Below are 15,741 nucleotides of genomic sequence, written 5' to 3' on the forward strand. Positions count from 1 at the left end.
CGTGAGCATCAGCGAGCATCCGCGCGAGTCGCAGCGCGGTGAGCCGCGGCTCGAACCCGTCCGTCCCGCGCTCGCCGACGCGCCGGTGCCGTCCGGGGCCGTCTCCGTCCCCTCCCCCGCGGACGTCTCCGTCCCCTCCCCCGCGGACGTCCCACCGGCCGGACCCGCCGGGGTGTCCGCCGAGTCGCCCGTGGGCCGGCTCGCGGCCACCGTGGACCGGCTCAGCCGCGAGGTGCGCGCCGCGCAGGCCGAGGCCGAGGGGCGCGCTCTGATCGAACTCGCCAAGGGCATCCTCGTCGAACGCCTGGGGTGCGGTCCCGCGCAGGCCGCCCGTCAGCTCGCCGAGCTGACCGAGCAGGCCGGGACGACCCCGCTGGAGTTCGCGGTCGAGGTCATCAACCAGGCCGCCCGGGACCGGATGTCCGAGGTGACGGACGCCTTCCTGGCCGCCACCCGGGCCGCCGACGACGCGCAGACCGAGGCGGCCGCCGTGCGGCTGCGCGCGGCCGAGAGCGGGGCGCTGGCGGCGGACGACACCCAGGCGGTCGCCGAGTCGCTGCTCGAGCAGGCGCTGCGCCCGCTCGGTGCGACGGCGGTGGCCATCTGGGCGGTGGGCACCGACGGGTCGCTCACGCTGGCGGGCAGCGCCGGGTTCTCCCCGGCCGAGGCGGCGCGCTGGTGCTACGTCCCGCCGGACGTGGCGACGGTCGCCCGCTGCGGGCTCATGGAGCGCGACGGCCTGTGGATCACGTCGCTGTCCGACACGGGACTGCCCAGCGTCGGCCGGCACCACCACCCGGACGGGGGCAGGGCCGCCCTGCCCGCGGGGACCGGGGGACGGGTGCACGGCGTGCTGGAGATCGTCTGGCCGTCGCCGCTGCCCGAGCAGCCGCCGCAGATCATCCGCCAGGTGGAGGCCCTGGCCGAGCTGTGCGCCCACACCCTGGAGACGTACACGCCGCCGAGCGGACCGCCGCACCAGCCGCGGATGCTGCCGGACGCCGCCGAGCTGATGGACCTGGCCGACGGGCTGCACGACCCGGCACTGGTCCTCCTGCCGCACCTGGACTCCTCCGGGAACCTGGTGGACTTCCGCATCCAGCACGTCAACGGCCGCTTCCTGGACCCGGCGGGCCGGCCGCGCGCCATGGTCAGCGGCGCCCTTCTCCTGGAGGCCTATCCGATGGCCGCCGGGCAGAGCGAGCTGTTCCAGCGGATCGAGCGGGTGTACGCCACGGGTGAGCCGTTCCGGGCCAAGCGCATGAACCTGACGGCGCTCGTCGGCCAGGTGCCGCTGTCGGCGGTCGCGGACATCAGCGTCAGCCGGCACGGCTCCGGCATCCTGTTCATCTGGCGCATCGAGGACGAGGCGGCCCGGCTGGCGAGCCTGCTCCAGCACGCCCAGCGGCTCGGCCGGATCGGCGGCTTCGAGGAGAACCTGCTCACCGGGGAGATCACCTGGAACGGGCAGCTGTTCGACCTGTACGGACGCCCGCAGTCGAGTCCGCCCGTGCCGCTGGAGGACCTGCCCGCGCACGCCCACCCGGACGACGCCGTCGCCATCGGCCGGTTCCTGCGCACGCTGCTGCACCACCGGCGCCCCGCCTCGGCGGCCTTCCGGCTGCAGCGGCCCGACGGGGTGACCCGGCACATCCGGGTCGTCGCCGAACCGGTCCTGGACACCGACGGCCGGCTGCTCACCGTCCGCGGCGCCTACCAGGACATCTCGGCCCAGCACTGGACGGAGGTGGCACTGGCGGCCACCCGCGACCAGCTGGCGCACACCGAGCAGCACGCCAGCGAACGCGACCGGCTGGCGCTCCAACTGCAGCGCGCCATCATGCCGCCCACCCAGGCGCCGCTGCAGGTGCCCGATCTCGACGTGGCCGTCCGCTACCGGCCCGCGGAGACCGAGCAGCTGGTGGGCGGCGACTGGTACGACGCCGTGGTGCTGCCGTCCCGGCTGGTGCTGCTGTGCGTCGGCGACGTCGCCGGTCACGGCATCGAGGCGGCGACCAGCATGGTCGTCCTGCGCAACGCGCTGCGCGGTCTCGCCGTCACCGGTGCGGGCCCCGGGCAACTGCTGTCGTGGCTGAACATCGTGGCGCACCATCTGACGGGCGCGGTCACCGCCACCGCGGTCTGCGGGCTGTACGACCCGGCCTCGCGCACGCTGAGGTGGGCCAGGGCCGGCCACCTGCCGCCCGTGCTGGTGCGGGGCGCCGAGGCCGCTCCGCTGCCGTTGGTCCGCGGGCTGCTGCTCGGTGCCGTGCCCGAGGCCTCGTACGAGGAGGCGGAGGTCCAACTGGCCCCGGAGGACAATCTGTTGATGTACACGGACGGTCTGATCGAGCGCCGGGACCGCTCCGTCGAGGAGTCCCTGGCCCATCTGCTCGCCACCGCCGCCACGGCCCCGGGGACGCTCGACCAGCGGCTGGACCGGCTGCTGACGTACAGCAGGTCGGACACCGACGACGACACCTGCATCGTGGGCATCCGGGTCGGATGAGACGGCAGGACGGGCACCGGCGGCGGCCGAGGCATGACATCGCGATTCGGGGGTACGCGCGGCTGCGCGGTGAGAGTCGACCGACAGGTGAGGGGGTGCCCGACAGGTGAGGGAGCGCGTGACCGGAATCGGTTGCGGGCTGCGCCGCCTCCCGTCACGGAGACGTCCTCGCAGGCCGGCACCCATGAGAGCGTGATCACCCCGCGCGCCCGGACCGGCGTGCGTCGACATCCCCGCAGGGGGAACCAGCCCTGGCCGTCATTTGTTGGAGGTACCCGTGCCCATTGCCCAGAACCCTCTGTCCGTCGAGGTCACTCTTCCCCGGGAGGACGTGGCCCTGCTCAGGGTGGAGGGGTACTTGGACGTCGACACCGCGACCGAGTTCCAGCACCACCTGGCGAACCAGCTCCATCACGGCCGGCGGCACTTCCTGCTCGACCTGTCCGCGGTCCCCTTCATGGACTCGTCCGGCATGAACATCATCCTCCGCGTCTACCAGGAGGCACGTGAGCTGCCGGGGAGCGTGCACATCATCTCCCCCACGCCCGCGGTGCGCCGCATCCTGGACCTGACCGGCGTGAGCATCACGGTCCCGGTCTCCGAGAGCGTCGACGAGGCCCTGGAGCGCGTCGACCGGCTGCCGCAGACCCCGGAGGAGCCCGAGAACTGAACGGCTTCCGCGAAAGATCACCACGTCCCCGCGTCGGGCCGGTGAGCAGCGCGGCCCCCGGCCGCCCGCCACCGGCCGTCGCGCTGTTCGCGCGGCCCCCGAGGAGGTCCGGTCGCGTGTGCGGGACGCGGTGTCGTACGAGGTCGGGGCGTCGTTAAAGTGGTCGCCCGGCAGGGTTCGATCGCCGGCTCGTCAACCCGAACGGGCTCGACACGCAACGATGATGAGGAGAACAGCAGGTGCCGGAGCACGAAGCGGGCGGAACGCTCGGAACGCCGACGCTCGAGGTCAGGGACTTCCTGCGCCGCCGACGTGAGCAGATCGCCCAGCGGTGGGCGGACGAGCCCCTGTTCCGTACGGTGTTCACCGTCTCCCGCGACGAGGCGGTGGAGGCGGGCAAGGTGGTCGTCGACGCGCTGGCCCAGGTCGCCGACTCGCAGCGGGTCGAGGATCCGGACGCCGCGGGCTTCACGGGTGTGCGCGAGCAGCTGGCGCGGATGGGAGCGGCCCGCTCCCGCGCCGGGCTGTCGGCCACGCAGATGTCGAGCGAGCTGGCCGCACTGTGGCCGCCGGTGGAGAACCTCCTGGTCGCCGATCTGGCCCAGGCGTCGCCCGAGGGGCTGCGGGAGTGCTCGACCACGCTCAGCGTGCTCATGGGCACGCTGCGGCTGGTGGCCATGCAGACGGCGCTCAGCGAGGGGCAGGCCCTCATCGACCGGCAGCGCCTGCAGCTGCTGGAGGTGGCCACGCCGGTGATCAAGCTCTGGGACGGCATCGTGGCGGTCCCGCTGATCGGGACGCTCGACAGCGCCCGCAGCCAGGTGGTGATGGAGACGCTGCTGAACGCGGTCGTCGACCAGCACGCCCGGTTCGCGATCCTCGACATCACCGGTGTGCCGACCGTCGACTCCCTGGTGGCGCAGCACCTGATGAAGACGGTCGCCGCGGCCCGGCTGATGGGTGCGGAGTGCGTCGTGTCCGGTATCCGTCCGGCGATCGCGCAGACCATCGTGCACCTGGGTCTGGACCTCGGCACGGTGAAGACCCGCGCGAGCCTCGCCGACGCGCTCGGATACTGCCTGCACGAGCTGGGGGCGAACATCGTGAACGCGACGCCCGACGATGCGGGCCGCCGGTGAGCGAGGAGTTCTCCCGCCCGGTCGCGGGACATGTGCCGGTCCTCAGGCTCGGCGACGTTCTGCTGGTCACCCTCCAGGGGGACCTGCACGACAGCACGGCGCAGCAGCTCCAGCAGGACCTGTCCGAGACCATCGCCCGCAGCAGGGTCACGGGTGTGGTCATCGACATCTCCGGGGTGGAGATCGTCGACTCCTTCCTCGGGCGTGTGCTGGCCGAGATCGCGGCCCAGACCGAACTGCTGGCCGCGCGGACCGTGGTGGCCGGCATGCGGCCCGCGGTCGCCATCACCCTGGTGGAGCTGGGTCTGACACTGCCGGGGCTGCGGACCGCGCTCACCACCGAGGCGGCGATGGAGCTCCTCGCGCAGCCCATCGTGCTGTCCCGCTCCGACGGCCTGCGCCAGGAGAGTCCGTGATGCACACTGCCGCGGGCGTCGAGGCCTGCCTGCCCATCCGGTCGGACATGGACCTGGTGTGGGTGCGCCAGCACGTGCGGCAGGCCGCCGCCCAGCTCGGCTTCGGCCTGGTGGACCAGACGAAGCTGCTGACCGCCGCCAGCGAGCTGGCGCGCAACACCCTGGTGCACGGCGGGGGCGGTCAGGTGGAGGTGGCGCACGTCACCGCCGACGGCGCCAGCGGGCTGCGGCTGACCTTCAGTGACTCGGGACCGGGCATTCCGGACCTGGAGCGCGCGCTCAGCGACGGCTACACCTCGGGCGACGGGCTGGGCATGGGGCTCGGCGGTGCGCGGCGCCTGGTGCACGACTTCGAGGTCGAGAGCGCTCCCGGGGAGGGGACCACGGTACGGGTGACGTCCTGGGTGGGCCGGCCACCGCGTCCGCGCGAGGAGGTGTGATGCCCCGCGTCTGGGACGTGCCGGTGCAGGACTCGACCCGGGTGCGCGACGTCCGGGTCGCGGCGGAGGGGGCGGCGGCCCTGGCCGGGCTCGACGAGCGGCGCACCGCCGTCGTGTCGCTGGTGGCGACCGAGCTGGCCACCAATCTCCTCAAGCACGCGCAGGCCGGTGAGGTCCTCGTCGACGTCGTGGACCCGCCCGCCCTGCGGGAGGGCCGGGCGGGACGGGCCGTGCAGATCACCGCGATCGACCACGGACCGGGGATCGCCGATGTGGCCGGTGCGCTGCGGGACGGGTTCACCACGACGCGCTCGCTCGGCGCGGGCCTCGGCACCTGCCGGCGTCTCGCCGACGACTTCCACCTGCACAGCGCGCCCGGCCGGGGCACGGTGGCGGTGGCCCGCGTGGGTGCCGACGCGCCGCACGGCGGCGATTCCCCGGAGGCACCCGGCGTGCGGGCCGGCGGCGTCAACATACCGTTCGCCGGCGCGGACTTCTCGGGGGACGCCTGGGCCTGGGTCCGGTCCGGCGACCGTCTGACGCTGATGCTGGCGGACGGCCTCGGCCACGGCGGCGAGGCCGCCCGGGCCTCGACCGCCGCGGCCGAGGCCCTGCGCGGCCGGCCCCACCTGCCGCCCGCCGAGGCGCTGGAGGCAATCCACGGAGCACTGGCCGGTACTCGGGGCGCGGCCGTCGCCGTGGCCCAGCTGGACACCTGGGCCGGCCGGCTGCGGTTCGCGGGGATCGGCAATGTGGGGGCCCGGCTGCGTGAGGGCGACCGATGGCGGTCGCTGCTGTCCCGGCCCGGCATCGTCGGCGTGCACCGGCCCCGTTCCCTGCGCGAGGACGACGTCGCCTGGACCGAGGAGAGCCTGCTGATCCTGCACACCGACGGCCTGCCCAGCCGCTGGATCCCGTCCCCGGACACCGGGGTGCCGCCGGCCGATCCGGCCGTGACGGCCGCCGTGACGATACGGGACGCCGGAAGTTCCGCGCGCCCGGTGCGGGACGACACCGCCGTGGCCGTGCTGGCCCCCACCCCGGCGGGCCGCCCATGACGCGAATGTGGCAGATCGGCACCGTCACCGACGCGGCACGCGCCCGTATCGCCGTCGCGCGGCTGGCCGCGGAGTGCGGGGTGCCCACCGTCGAGCGGGCCCGGCTGGCCGCGGCGCTCAGCGGCCGGCTGCGGCAGTGCCTCACCAAGGGCGGCACCTGGGTGCTCACCCTGGACACACCCGCCTCCCCGGCCGGGGAGGGGGCGCTGCACGCCGTGCTGACGCCCTCGCCCGGCGCGGGGGCCGCCGACCGCACGCCGTGGGCGGTGACCGTCCCCTGCCCCGAGCCGGGCCGGGCGTGCGACGGCGGCACGGTGACGGAGGATCCGGCCGACCTGGCCGAGGCGCTGCTGGGCGCCGACGAGGACACCGCCGCCGTGCTGGACAAGCTCGCCGAGCAGGAGGAGCTGGTCGCCTTCCACCGGGAGGAGCTGCACCAGACCAACCAGGGCGTGCTGGCGTTGCACGCCGAACTGGACGCGGCGGGACGCGCGCAGCGGGAGGCGTTCGCCGCCGAGCGGCGGGCGCGCAACGAGGCGGAGGACGCCCGCCGCAGGCTGACGTTCCTGGCGGACGCGAGCCCGGTGCTGAACGCCTCGCTGAACCACGGCGAGATCATGCGCCGGCTGCCGGAGCTGCTGGTGCCCCGGTACGCCCGCAGCGTCGACGTGTGGCTGTTCGACGACGAGGACGACCGGCACCGGCCCGTGCCCCGCCCGGCCGCGGCGGTGCGCGCGGCCCGCACCGGGCGGCCGCAGTACGCCGCCGACCACCCCGGCGGGCTGCCCGGTGTCGACGACCAGCCGCCGTCGGCCCTGGATCCCCACCGGCCCCTGCTCTGCATCCCGCTGCTGACACGCCGTGCGCCGCTGGGCGTGCTGACCCTGTCGCCGCCCGGTGAGCGCTGGGACCCGGACGACGCCGTGATGCTGATCGAGCTCGCCCGGCGGGCCGGCATCGCCATCGACAACGCCCGCCGCTTCGAGCACAACCAGGACATCGCCGAGACGCTGCAACGCGCCCTGCTCACGGACCTTCCGGACACGCCGGGACTGAGCCTGGCCGCGCGCTATCTGCCGGCCACGCACGGGCTGAACATCGGCGGCGACTGGTACGACGCGTTCCGTCAGCGGGACGGCAGCCTGATCACCGTGATCGGCGACGTGACCGGGCACGGGCTGCACGCGGCGGTGATGATGAGCCAGCTGCGCACCGCGCTGCGCGCCTACGCGGTCGACGGCGGCAGCCCCGGCCTGCTGCTGACCCGGCTGCACGGGTTCCTGCACCATCTGCAGCCCGATCTGTACGCCACCGCCGTCATCGCCCGGTTCCACCCGGACGAGCCCACGCTGACGTGGGCCGCCGCGGGTCATCCGCCGCCGGTGCTGCGGCTGCCCGACGGCCGGGTGCGCACGCTGGACGCCAAGCCGGGCGCGATGCTCGGCATACCGCTGAAGCAGGAGATCGCCGACCACACCGAGCGGCTGACGCCGGGGTCGACGCTCGCGCTCTACACGGACGGACTGGTCGAGCGGCGGGACCGGGGCATCGACCCGGGCATCGAGCGGCTCGCGGCGGCCCTCGGTTCGTTCGGCTCCGCGGAGCTGGACGCGGACCTGGAGGGCTCGGCGGACCGGATCCTCCACCCCCTGCTGAGCGACTCCGAGCGCGACGACGACGTCTGCCTGCTGCTGTGCCATCTGCACGGCTGAATCCAAAGCGTCGGCCCGGAGCACGGTGACGGCCGGGCGCCCGGCGAGCACGGCCGGTGGCGACGCCGCTCCCCCGCCCGCCCCGGCCCGTGCCGGGCGGACGCGGCCCCGTACACCGCCGGGCCGCCGCACACCCCCGCCCTCCGCTTCCCGGTGCGGTCCGCCGCGTGTGCGGGCATCGTGGTGCTGAAGAGGGGCACGCGAGAGGTGCGGGCGTTCGAGGCAGATCGTCTGGAGCCGCAGGAAGGGATGAACACCGTGACACGACCCAGGATCCTGGTGGTGGGCGCAGGCTTCGCCGGTGTGGAGTGCGTGCGCCGGCTGGAGCGCAGGCTCGCCCCCGACGAGGCCGACCTCACGCTGGTGACGCCGCTCTCCTACCAGCTCTACCTGCCGTTGCTCCCCCAGGTCGCCTCCGGGGTGCTGACCCCGCAGTCGGTCGCCCTCTCCCTGCGCCGCAGCGAGAAGTACCGCACCCGGATCATCCCGGGCGGGGCCATCGGTGTGGACCTGCGGTCCAAGGTCTGCGTCGTCCGCACCATCACCGACGAGATCGTCAACCAGCCCTACGACTACATCGTGCTGGCCCCCGGCAGCATCACCCGCACCTTCGACATCCCGGGGCTGACCGACCACGCGTTCGGGATGAAGACGCTGGCCGAGGCCGCCTACCTCCGCGACCACGTCATCTCCCAGCTCGACCTCGCCGACGCCAGCCACGATCCGGCCGAGCGGGCCTCGCGGCTGCAGTTCGTGGTGGTCGGCGGCGGCTACGCGGGCACCGAGACCGCGGCCTGCCTGCAGCGGCTGACGCACGCCGCCGTCAAGCGCTATCCGCGGCTGGACCCCGGTCTGATCAAGTGGCATCTGATCGACATCGCCCCGAAGCTCATGCCCGAACTGGGCGAGAAGCTCGGCCGCAGCGCACAGGAGGTCCTGACGCGCCGCGGCATCGAGATCTCCCTGGGCGTGTCCATCGCGAAGGCGGGCCCCGAGGAGGTCACCTTCACCGACGGCCGGGTGGTCCCCACCCGCACCCTGATCTGGACCGCCGGGGTCGTCGCCAGCCCGCTCATCGCCACGCTCGGCGCGGAGACCGTCAAGGGCCGGCTCGCGGTCAACGCGGACATGTGCCTGCCGGGCCACGACGGGGTGTTCGCGCTCGGCGACGCCGCGGCGGTGCCCGACGAGGCCAAGGGCGGCGGCGCCGTGTGCCCGCCGACCGCGCAGCACGCCCTGCGGCAGGGCAGGCAGGTGGCCGACAACGTCATCGCGGCGCTGCGCAACCAGCCGATGCGGCCCTACCGCCACAAGGACCTCGGGCTCGTGGTGGACCTCGGCGGCACCGACGCGGTCTCCAAGCCGCTCGGCCTGGAGCTGCGCGGCCTGCCCGCCCAGGCGGTGGCCCGCGGCTACCACTTCGCGGCGCTGCGCACCAACGTCGCCAAGGCCCGGGTGGCGACCAACTGGCTGCTGAACGCGGTCGCCGGCGACGACTTCGTCCGTACCGGCTTCCAGGCGCGCAGGCCGGCCAAACTGCACGACTTCGAGTACACGAACGCGTATCTGACACCGGAGCAGGTCCGGGCGCACGTCGAGGAGGCGGGCCGGGCGGTGCGGTGACGCGGCCCGTGAGCGGCCGCTCGCGCCCTGCGAGGCCGGTATCCACATCGACGTCCGCGACGGGGGAGAGTGCGGCGGCGTGAAAGCGGCGGGACGCTCGGTGCGGGCACGGCTGCGGGACCGCCTCGCGGCGTCCGACCCCGGGCTGCTGCGGCTGACCGCCGGGCTGCGCACGGTGGCCGCCATCGCGCTGGCCCTGGCCGTGCTCGCCTCGCTGGGCTTCGGGATCACCCGCCTGGTGGCGGGGGCCATGGCGGCGATGGTCGCCACCTTCTCCGTCCGGGAGAAGCAGCGCGCCGCCCAGGCCGTCACGCTCGCCCTCGGACTGCCGGTGGCGCTCGTGTCCGTGTCGCTGGGCGCGGTGCTCAGCGAGTGGGTCGTCGTCGGTGACGCCTTCTTCGTCCTCCTCATCTTCTGCGCGGCCTACGGCCGCCGGTTCGGCGACCGCGGGACCGCGCTCGGCCTGATCGGCTTCCAGTTCTACTTCGTCTCCCTGTTCGTCGGTGCCTCCGCCGCGGAACTGCCCGGGCTGTGGGCCGCCCTGGCCGTCGCGTTCGCGTGCAGTGCCGTGGTGCGGTTCGCCGTCGTCCCCGTGACGCCGACCGGTCTGCTCGCGCGGCTGCGCCAGGCCTTCCGGGCCCGGCTGGCCCAGCTCGTCTCCGCGCAGCTGGCGCTGCTCGACGCCGGTCCGGACGAGCCGAACAAGGTGGACAAGGCGCTGGAGGACGTACGCACGGGCACCGCCCGGCTGCACGAGACGGCTCTGATGATCCAGACGCGGCTGGAGGAGGGCACCCCGGACGAGTCGACGGCGCGGCTGGTGCAGCGCCGGATCGCGGACGCCGAGATCGCCGCCGAGCGGCTCGGCCTGCTGCTGCTGTCCGCCCGCAGCGCCGAACGGGCGGACACCCTCACCCTGCACCTGCCCGGCGCGCCCGCCCCGGAGGTCGGCCGGCTGCCCGGGCCGGAGGAGGCCACCGCCGTGCTGCGCCGGGACCTGCTCGCGCTGCGCGCGCTCGTTCTGCGCACCGGGGCGTCCGGGGCGGCCGTGGCCCAGATGCGCAACCGGCTGCTCGGCTACCGGGACGAGGAGAACCTGCCGGCCGCGACACCGGCCGTACGGGACGTGTTCCGGGCCGTCGGCGAGGCCGCCCGTGCCGTCATGGGGCTGCGCGTCGCCCTGGAGGGGCCGCAGGACGAGTCGGACGACACCCCGGCGACGGCCCGCTCCCGGGAGGAGCTGGACGCCGAGGACGCCGCCATCGACGCGGGTGAGAAGGACGAGCGGGCCGAGCAGCCGAAAGGGCTGCGACGGCCCACCACGCGCGCCGCCGTGCAGGTCACCGTGGGCTCGACGCTGGCCATCGTCGGCGGTGAGCTGCTGTCCGCGGACCGCTGGTACTGGGCGGTGCTGGCCTGCTGGATCGTGTTCATCAACACCGCCTCGACGGGCGAGATCCTGGTCAAGGGCTACCGGCGGCTGCTGGGCACGGTGTTCGGCGTCGCCGCCGGCATCGTGCTCGCCGGCCTGGTGGGCGGGCACACCGTGACGGCGTTCGCCCTGGTGCTGGTGCTGATCTTCGCGATGTTCTACACGGCACCGCTGTCCTACACGCTGATGTCGTTCTTCGTGACCGCGATGCTCGGACTGCTCTACACCCTGCTGCACACCTACAGCTGGGAGGTGCTGGTCCTGCGTCTGGAGGAGACGGCGCTGGGTGCGGCCTGCGGGGTGGTCGCGGCGGCACTGGTCCTGCCGGTGAACACCGACCGGCGGACGAACGAGCTGCTGGTCACCGTGCTGGAGCGGCTCGCCGGGGTCACCGAGGCCGCCGTCGGGCAGCTCAGCGGCGGAGCCGCGGACGACCTGCTGGACAAGGCGCGGGAGCTGGACCAGGCGCTGGGCGATCTGCGGGCCGCGACCCAGCCGCTGACCCACCCGGTCACCCCGCTGCGGGCCCGGCGCACCACCGCCCGGTACGTCGTGGCGCTGCTGGAGACCTGCGCGTACCACGCGCGTTCGCTGGCGGCGACGGCCGAGCTGCTGCCGGCCCACCCCTCGATCGCGGCGGATCCCCGGCTGCGGGGAGCGGCGGGGCGCACCGTGCGCAACATCGGGACGATCGCGGCCCGCGTCGCGGGCGAGGAGGCCGACGGTGCGGTCGAGACGGGGCCGAGCATCGCCTCGCTGCTGGGCGGTTCCGACGACGAGGGCGCCGCACGCTACGGCCGGATCACCGGCCGGGTGCTGCGGCACCTGGAGCGGCTGGACGAGGCCGTGGTGGGCCTCGCCCGGCCGCTGGGCGTGCCGGTGGCGGCGCCGGAGCGGTGACGGACGGCGGCCGCTGGCGGCCGCCGTCGGTCAGAAGTCGGTGGGCAGTCCGCTGACCTCTGCGATGCCGCGCAGTTCCTCGTTCTGCCGGTGCCGGTCCCTGATGTAGTCGGCGATCTCGCCGAGGCGGGACGGGTCGGCGGCGGTGGCCGCGTCGGTGACCACCCTGACCGGTCCGGTCTCGTCGACCTCCAGCTCGACCACCTCGTTGTCCAGGCGGCCGGTGACGGCGGTGGCGATGACGAGGGCGGCCTCGTCGCGGACCTCCTGGGGCAGTTCCTCGTCCCCGCCGTCCAGCGCGAGGTCCAGGCCGGACATGCGGTGTTCCTCGATCGCCTGGAGGACCGGCTCCACCACACGGAGCAGAAGCCGGTAGTCCTCGGTGTCCATCCGGACGCGCAGGAGGTCGAGGTAGACGTCCACGGGCCGGCCTTCCGGGGGGATCTCGGATTCGCTCATCCCCTGCGTGTTCCCCGCATACGGCCGGTCATACGGTGGTCCTGGGATGTCCGTCCGCCGGTCAGACCCGCCGCCAGCGGGCCAGGGCGAAGGAGAACACCCCGAACAGCACCAGTCCGACGGAGACGCAGACCAGCAGCCACGGGCCGAGCGGGGTGCCGGCGAAGCTGCGGAGGGTGTCGTCCAGGCCCTTGGCCCGGTCGGGCTCGTAGGCGATCGCGGCGCGGACGGCGAAGGCGCCGGCCGCGGCGAACACCAGGCCGCGGGCCACACCGCCGCCCACGCCGGTCACGTCGACCAGCCGTCGGGCGCCGGCGCTCAGCTCGCCGAGCTTCAGCTTGTCGCGGTAGGAGCGGCGGACCGCCTGTACGCCGATCCACACACCGATGCCGACGACGACGGCTCCGGCCAGGCCCACCAGCCACTGCCCGGCGGGTGCCTCCATGGCGCGGGCGGTGAGGTCCCGGGACTGCCGGTCGCTCGATCCGCTCCCCCGGTCACGGTTCGCGGCGAAGACCAGCACCGAGGAGGCGACGAACGCGTAGAAGACGCAGCGCGCGACCGCGAGCAGCCGCTTGCGCGCGCTGCGGCCGTCCCGGCCGGCCGAGCCGAAGAGCGCCTCGGTGAGCCGCCACAGGGCCATGCCGACGAGTCCGGTGCCCAGCGCCCACAGCAGGGCCGCGCCGAACGGCTTGTCGGCGAGCTCGGCCAGGGCGCCGCCGCGGTCCGCCTGCCGTTGTCCGTCGCCGAAGGCGATCCGCAGGGCCAGCACGCCGACCAGCAGATAGATCACACCCCGGGCGGTGAGTCCCGCCCTCGCGGCGCCCTCCCTGACCGAGCCGTTCGCCGCCCGTCGGACACCGGCCCGTCCCCTCCATGCCATCACACGCGTGTTCATTCGACCTCCCGGACTCCGCATGCCCCGGCTCCGTCCGCGCACACGCGGTGACGGGGCGGCCGGGACACGACTGCGCCGGCCTTCCTCATCCCTGCGGATGAGGAAGGCCGGCGCAGTCGTGCCGTCGTGCCTACGCGTGGGCCGGGGCGCCCGCCGCCGCGCCGGTGTCCCACCGGTGTCGCCCGGGCGTCGGCACGAGTGGGTCCGGCCCGGAATGCGGGGCGGGAACCGGTGCCGGGGCGGCCGCCGCCAGCCATCGGTGCGCGGTCCTCAGGGCGTCCTCCACGTCGCGGGTGCCGGTCGACACGCACAGGGTGTACGCCAGGTCGTCCAGGCGCGGGTCGCCGGTGCCCGGTCCGGACACGGCCGGGAGCAGGGCCTCGTACTCCTCGACGAGCCGGCGCAGCACGGTGGGGTGGGGCTTCAGCATGTGTCTCGCTCTCTGTCCGGGGCGGGCGCGGTCACGCCGTCGCCGAGTGTCCGCCGGTGCCGCAGCGGCCCGTGCGCTGTCCCATCACCTCGGCGCGCACCCGGGCGCAGCTGCGGCTGATGAGACGGGAGACGTGCATCTGGGAGATGCCCAGCCGGTCGGCGATGCGGCTCTGGGTCATGTCCTCGAAGAAACGCATGTAGAGAATGGCGCGCTCGCGTTCCGGCAGGCGGCGCAGGCCTTCCTTGGCGGACTCGCGGTCGACCACGACGTCGTAGGACGCGTCGGAGGCGCCGAGGGTGTCGGCGAGGCTGTAGCCGTCGTCGTCGGCCGACAGTTCGGCGTCCAGCGACAGGGTGCTGAAGCTCTCCAGCGCCTCCATCCCGGCGGCGACCTCCTCCTCGGTCAGTCCGGTGTGGGCCGCGATGTCCGCCACGGAGGGCTCCGGACTGCCCGGGTTCTGGGTGAGCTCGCGCCGGGCCACCCGCACCTTGTTGCGCAGTTCCTGCACGCGGCGCGGTACGCGCAGGGCCCACATCCGGTCCCGGAAGTGCCGCTTGACCTCTCCGGTGATGGTGGGGACGGCGTAGCTCTCGAAGGCTCCGCGGCCCGGGTCGAACCGGTCGATGGCCTTCACCAGTCCCAGGGCGGCCACCTGGCGCAGGTCCTCGATGGACTCGCCCCGGTCGCGGAAACGGCCGGCGATGCGGTGGGCCATGGGCAGCCACGCGGTGACGAGCTCGTCACGCACGGCGTCCCGCTCGGGGCCGTCCTCCAGGGACGCCAGCCGGGCGAAGAGAGCGGCGGTGTCGGGGGCGTCGTCGTGCCGCCGACGGGGCGCGGCGGTCGTCGTGCGGGGGGTGGGCGTGTCAATGAGCATACGGTTTCGCTCCCGAACGGTGGTTTCAGGGATCTACCGCGGGGACGGTGGCCGCCGGGACACCCGGAGGGTCCGCAGCAGCCACACCGCTCCCGCTGGCGCGCCTCCGGTCCGAAGCACGCACTCCGATTGCCCTGCCGCCGGTGGAACAAACTCCGCTTCTTCGCGCAATCCGCGAGGAGTCTCGGCGGGCGCTCGGGACGGCCTCGGGACATCAGCGCTCGGGCCGGTCCCGGAACAGCCGGTCTCAGAACAGGGGCACCACGGCGGTGATGCACTTTCCGCCCGCGGGGAGATCGGACACCCGGACGTCGCAGGACAGCCGGCAGACGATGGGCCAGCCGTGGCCGCCGGGCCGGCGGCGTCCCTGCGGGTCGGTCACCGGCGGGGAGACGGGCAGCTCGTCGCTGCGGTCGCTCACCGACAGACGCACTCCGGGGCCGCTGACGTCGACCTGGAAGTCGGTGACGCCGCCCCCGTGCAGGATCGCGTTGGTGGTGAGTTCGGAGGCGACGAGCAGGGCGTCCGCCAGCGCGTGGGTGTCGCAGGGGGTACGGGTGGCGCGACAGCGTTCGGACACGGCCCGCTCGACGGCCTCGCGCACCTCGGCGGGCCGGCGCGGGCAGGACGGTCCGGCCCGGCGCGCGCCGGGCGGCTCGACAACGGGTTCGGTCATGTGCTCCTCACACATCCTGCGGCTCCCTGGTCGGTGACGAAACTCGGTGAGGAAGGGGGCGGCCCCTGGCCGGCGGACGCGACGGCCGGATCGGAGGCCCGGCCTCTGGCGGGCGTGCGGGTGGTCCCGTGCCCCGTCCGCGGTCGCGGGGGCGGTCCCCGTCCTCGAACGCCGCGGGTCTCCTGTTTCGGCTCACCTGTCCCGGTACGGGCAAACCTCCCGGTTGTTTCCCGGATGTCTGCCATCCGAATGGCGCACGGGGGTACGCGGAGTACATGACCGATGTGGTGGACTCCGACGAACTGATGCGGCGCATCCAGCGGGCACGGGCCTACGCGGTGCGGGAGGAGCGGGCCTGGCGGGCCAGGGGTGACGAGGCCGGACCGACGGATCCGGGCACGGCGCGCGACGCCGACGTGCGCAGGACGGCCTACGAGGTCGTGCTGCGGGTGCTGGACGAGATCCTGACGCCGGGCAGGCACCCGGCACAGGACTGACC

At 74.2% G+C, this 15,741-nt stretch carries 15 protein-coding genes; 10 read left to right on the plus strand and 5 right to left on the minus strand.

Going from position 1 to position 15,741, the window contains the following annotated elements:
• Position 1: 1 nt before the first annotated feature.
• The 9 genes from RIM90_RS00585 (at position 2) to RIM90_RS00625 (ending at position 11,899) form a co-directional block, all read left to right on the plus strand.
• A complete protein-coding gene (locus tag RIM90_RS00585; RefSeq protein ID WP_375165377.1) occupies positions 2–2,509 on the plus strand; it encodes a SpoIIE family protein phosphatase in 2,508 nt (835 codons plus the stop codon).
• Positions 2,510–2,786: 277 nt separating this feature from the next.
• The gene (locus RIM90_RS00590) at positions 2,787–3,179 is read left to right on the plus strand and encodes an STAS domain-containing protein (RefSeq protein WP_309058479.1); all 393 of its coding nucleotides are present in this window, start codon (positions 2,787–2,789) and stop codon (positions 3,177–3,179) included.
• A 239-nt stretch (positions 3,180–3,418) separates the two neighbouring features.
• Positions 3,419–4,318 carry an STAS domain-containing protein gene (locus tag RIM90_RS00595; RefSeq protein ID WP_309058480.1) on the plus strand — a complete coding sequence of 300 codons (900 nt, stop codon included), beginning with the start codon at positions 3,419–3,421 and terminating at the stop codon, positions 4,316–4,318.
• Positions 4,315–4,734: an STAS domain-containing protein gene (locus RIM90_RS00600; RefSeq protein ID WP_309058481.1), complete on the plus strand. Its 420-nt coding sequence runs from the start codon at positions 4,315–4,317 to the stop codon at positions 4,732–4,734. The genes RIM90_RS00595 and RIM90_RS00600 overlap by 4 nt, the downstream gene beginning before the upstream one ends.
• A complete protein-coding gene (locus tag RIM90_RS00605; protein ID WP_309058482.1) occupies positions 4,734–5,174 on the plus strand; it encodes an anti-sigma regulatory factor in 441 nt (146 codons plus the stop codon). Before RIM90_RS00600 ends, RIM90_RS00605 begins: the two co-directional genes overlap by 1 nt.
• A complete protein-coding gene (locus tag RIM90_RS00610) occupies positions 5,174–6,232 on the plus strand; it encodes an ATP-binding protein/SpoIIE family protein phosphatase (RefSeq protein ID WP_309058483.1) in 1,059 nt (352 codons plus the stop codon). Before RIM90_RS00605 ends, RIM90_RS00610 begins: the two co-directional genes overlap by 1 nt.
• Positions 6,229–7,944: a SpoIIE family protein phosphatase gene (locus tag RIM90_RS00615; protein ID WP_309058484.1), complete on the plus strand. Its 1,716-nt coding sequence runs from the start codon at positions 6,229–6,231 to the stop codon at positions 7,942–7,944. The genes RIM90_RS00610 and RIM90_RS00615 overlap by 4 nt, the downstream gene beginning before the upstream one ends.
• A gap of 249 nt (positions 7,945–8,193) precedes the next feature.
• The gene (locus RIM90_RS00620; RefSeq protein ID WP_309058485.1) at positions 8,194–9,567 is read left to right on the plus strand and encodes an NAD(P)/FAD-dependent oxidoreductase; all 1,374 of its coding nucleotides are present in this window, start codon (positions 8,194–8,196) and stop codon (positions 9,565–9,567) included.
• Positions 9,568–9,646: 79 nt separating this feature from the next.
• Positions 9,647–11,899 (plus strand): FUSC family protein, encoded by a 2,253-nt coding sequence (locus tag RIM90_RS00625; RefSeq protein WP_309058486.1) that lies wholly within the window; start codon positions 9,647–9,649, stop codon positions 11,897–11,899.
• A 30-nt stretch (positions 11,900–11,929) separates the two neighbouring features.
• Here RIM90_RS00625 and RIM90_RS00630 read toward each other — a convergent pair whose 3' ends face one another.
• The 5 genes from RIM90_RS00630 to RIM90_RS00650 form a co-directional block, all read right to left on the minus strand.
• Positions 11,930–12,358 (minus strand): hypothetical protein, encoded by a 429-nt coding sequence (locus tag RIM90_RS00630; protein ID WP_309058487.1) that lies wholly within the window; start codon positions 12,356–12,358, stop codon positions 11,930–11,932.
• 61 nt (positions 12,359–12,419) lie between these two features.
• On the minus strand, positions 12,420–13,256 hold the full coding sequence (locus RIM90_RS00635) for a DUF1206 domain-containing protein (RefSeq protein WP_309058488.1): 837 nt from the start codon (positions 13,254–13,256) through the stop codon (positions 12,420–12,422).
• Between the two features lie 130 nt (positions 13,257–13,386).
• A complete protein-coding gene (locus tag RIM90_RS00640; protein WP_309058489.1) occupies positions 13,387–13,686 on the minus strand; it encodes a DUF5133 domain-containing protein in 300 nt (99 codons plus the stop codon).
• Between the two features lie 31 nt (positions 13,687–13,717).
• A complete protein-coding gene (locus RIM90_RS00645) occupies positions 13,718–14,566 on the minus strand; it encodes a SigB/SigF/SigG family RNA polymerase sigma factor (protein ID WP_309058490.1) in 849 nt (282 codons plus the stop codon).
• A gap of 247 nt (positions 14,567–14,813) precedes the next feature.
• Positions 14,814–15,257: an ATP-binding protein gene (locus RIM90_RS00650; RefSeq protein WP_309058491.1), complete on the minus strand. Its 444-nt coding sequence runs from the start codon at positions 15,255–15,257 to the stop codon at positions 14,814–14,816.
• A gap of 260 nt (positions 15,258–15,517) precedes the next feature.
• Between RIM90_RS00650 and RIM90_RS00655 the strand changes: the two genes are divergently transcribed.
• The gene (locus tag RIM90_RS00655) at positions 15,518–15,739 is read left to right on the plus strand and encodes a hypothetical protein (RefSeq protein WP_309058492.1); all 222 of its coding nucleotides are present in this window, start codon (positions 15,518–15,520) and stop codon (positions 15,737–15,739) included.
• Positions 15,740–15,741 lie beyond the last annotated feature (2 nt).

Origin of the sequence: Streptomyces sp. (assembly GCF_031181555.1) — a bacterium.
GTDB classification, from domain to species: Bacteria; Actinomycetota; Actinomycetes; order Streptomycetales; family Streptomycetaceae; genus Streptomyces; species Streptomyces fimbriatus.